The following is a 2,673-nucleotide window of genomic DNA, read 5'->3' as shown; positions in this document are numbered from 1 at the left end:
GATCCGGGATCGCCTGCGCGCCCGGATCTCCTCCGGCGTGTACGCGCGCCTGCGGCGCTCGGCCCGGGCGATCACCACACCGGTCGCCGCGACACCGGTGAAGGCCGCCAGACCGAGTATCTTCCACCACCGCATGTGCCTAGGCTACTGCCGTGGCTCATACGCGCATAAGCCTCGACAAGGCACTCGAACTGGCCCGTACCGGTGACGTCTGGGTGTTCCGAGGACGCAGCGTCCCGGACCGCGCCATCCAGGTCACCACCAACAGCCCGGTCAACCACGTGGGGATGGCCGTGGTCATCGAGGACCTGCCGCCGCTCATGTGGCACGCCGAACTCGGCCGGTCGCTGCCCGACATGTGGTCGGGCACCCACCAGCGCGGCGTCCAGCTGCACGACATGCGCGACGCGGTCTGCGTCTGGGCCGCGAGGTACGGCCAGCGTGCCTGGCTGCGCCAGCTGGAGCCGGGCGCGAGCAGGGAGATGGAGGACGCCGTCCTGCGGACGATCGCGCGGGTGGACGGCACTCCGTTCCCGTCCACGGCCCGCCTGGCGGGACGCTGGCTCCGCGGGCGGCTCCCCGCGCTCCGGCCCGCGGCGTGGCGCGGGCTCCGGAACGCGGAGCGGCAGACCGCCCGCGACAGGGCACTGGAGACCGCCTACTGCGCGGAGGTCGTCGCCGTGACCTATGAGGCGATGGGCCTGCTGCCCAAGGGCCGCCGCCCGAACTGGTACGACCCCGGCAGGTTCTGGAGCGGCGACAACCTCGTGCTCGGCGAGGGGCACCGGCTGGGCGGCGAGATCGCGGTCGACGTTCCCGGCGGCGAGGCGCCCTGACCGCCCGTCGAGGTGTCCCCGGCGGTGCGGGCGCCCGCACCGCGTACGTCTCGATAACGCCCCGGCGAAGATTTTGCCGGGGCCGTCAACCTCCGGTGCCGCAGGCGCGTCAGGTGTAGGCACCGTTCGTCCAGACCCGGAGGGCAGAGCCCCATGCCTACTCCTGAGATGAGACGCGAGGATCTCGCCGGGACCACCGACCGAGAGCGGCGGGCGCGTCTCGCGCTCGACGCGATACGCCGCCAGGGCCCAGAGGCGGTGCAGGAGGAGACGCTGCGCCTGAAGTCCGAGCTGTTCCGGCAGTACGGATGGGAGGGGTACCAGCGGGTCATCGCCAAGATGGAAAGCGACCTGGCGCGGCTGCACGAGTCGCGCTGACCGTTCAGGCGGACGACGGGCAGGTGAGGTGGCGTCCGAGCCACTCGGTGACCCGCCGCACGAACGTGACCCGGTTGACCCGCCGCCGGATCTCGTGCCCCTCGTCCTCGAACAGCAGCAGCTCGCAGGGCACCCCGCGGGCCCGGGCCGCGCCGACGACCTGTTCGGCCTCGTACACCGGGACGTTGGTGTCCCGCGCGCCGTGCACCACCAGCAGGGGAGCGGCCAGGCGGTCGAAGGCGTGCAAGGGCGACAGCGCGTGCAGCAGGTCGCGGTCGGCCTCCGGATGGCCGTACTCGCTCACGGCGGCCGCGGCGATCCACGGCTCGGTGCGCTCGTAGAAGGTGGCGAAGTCGGCCATGCCGCACACGTCCACCCCGGCCCGGAAGAGCCCGGGGTAGGTGACGAGCGCGGCCAGGGTGAGATAGCCGCCGTACGACCACCCCATGCAGGCCATCCGGACTGGGTCGGCGAGGCCGGTCCGCACCAGGAACGCGGCGCAGTCGGCCACGTCGTCGATGGCGCGGAACCGCAGCGCGTGGTTGTCGGCCTCGCGGAAGGCCCGGCCGAACCCGGCCGAGCCGCGCACGTTCGGCGCGAAGACGCCGATCCCGGCGGCGGCCAGGCACTGGTACAGCGGGGTGAACGCGGGCCGCTCCTGGTCCTCCGGCCCGCCGTGCAGGAAGAGCGCGTACGGCGCCGGGCCTCGCGCGCCGGGCGGGCGGTAGAGCCACCCGCAGATCTCCAGCCCGTCGCGGGCCGGGACGCGCACGAGCTCGGCGTCCACGGCCCCGGCGACGCGTCCCGCCCCGGCGAGCGTCCGATACCGGCCCGTGTCGAGGTCGCACGACACCACCTGTGCGGGCTGGGCCGGCCCTTCCACCGCCAGCACGGCGATCCGGTCGTCCAGCGACACCCTGATCGAGGTCACCAGCTCACCCGGCGGAGGGGGCAGCGGGCGCCGCATCGGGCTGCCGGCAGCGTCGCCGGCGGCCCCGCCGGTGACGAGCGCGGTGTCGGCGACGCCCCCGGCGTGCCCCCAGCCGCGACCGCCGTCGCCCGGCTCCAGCACCTCCAGCTCCGAGCGGCCCGCGACGTTCCACACCAGCACCAGACGGCGGCCGTCCGCGCCGAGCGCGAAGCGGTCCAGCTCGGCGTCCGGGCGCTCGGCCAGCACCACCGGGCCGCCGCCCCGGCTCACCGCCACCAGCGCGGCGCGGTCCCGGCCCGCGTCGGACAGCAGGTAGGCGGTCTCGCCGTCGGGGGACAGGACGCCGTAGTCGGTCGAGCCGGGCAGGTCCGCCAGCAGCGGCTGCTCCGTGCCGCCCAGGGTCAGGTCCCTGAGATACATGCGCCGCATCCCCCTCGGGCCGCGGCGCAGCAGCACCCGCGCGTGGTCGCGGCTCACCGACTCCGGATGCACGAGCGGCCCGGCCGCGACGGTCTCCCTGCTCCCGGT

The 2,673-nt window shown here is 74.6% G+C and carries 3 protein-coding genes; 2 read left to right on the top strand and 1 reads right to left on the bottom strand.

Going from position 1 to position 2,673, the window contains the following annotated elements; all coding sequences use genetic code 11:
* The first annotated feature begins 152 nt into the window (after positions 1 to 152).
* Entirely contained in the window at positions 153 to 836 is a 684-nt protein-coding gene (locus AB0J39_RS39100; RefSeq protein WP_363474209.1) for a hypothetical protein, read from the top strand.
* A 168-nt stretch (positions 837 to 1,004) separates the two neighbouring features.
* On the top strand, positions 1,005 to 1,214 hold the full coding sequence (locus AB0J39_RS39095) for a hypothetical protein (RefSeq protein WP_169988874.1): 210 nt from the start codon (positions 1,005 to 1,007) through the stop codon (positions 1,212 to 1,214).
* 4 nt (positions 1,215 to 1,218) lie between these two features.
* On the opposite strand, the gene AB0J39_RS39090 is transcribed toward AB0J39_RS39095, so the two are convergent.
* On the bottom strand, positions 1,219 to 2,673 hold a 1,455-nt coding region (locus AB0J39_RS39090), incomplete at its 5' end, for an alpha/beta fold hydrolase (RefSeq protein WP_363474207.1).

Origin of the sequence: Microbispora sp. NPDC049633 (genome assembly GCF_040675265.1) — a bacterium.
In the GTDB taxonomy this organism is placed as follows: domain Bacteria; phylum Actinomycetota; class Actinomycetes; order Streptosporangiales; family Streptosporangiaceae; genus Microbispora; species Microbispora maris.
Note: the sequence above shows the minus strand (reverse complement) of the source record. Positions and strands in the feature narration are given on the sequence as shown.

Bases quoted from the DNA above. Each gene is read 5' to 3' on its own strand.
- AB0J39_RS39095 (WP_169988874.1), top strand. From the start codon at position 1,005: ATGAGACGCGAGGATCTCGCCGGGACCACCGACCGAGAGCGGCGGGCG.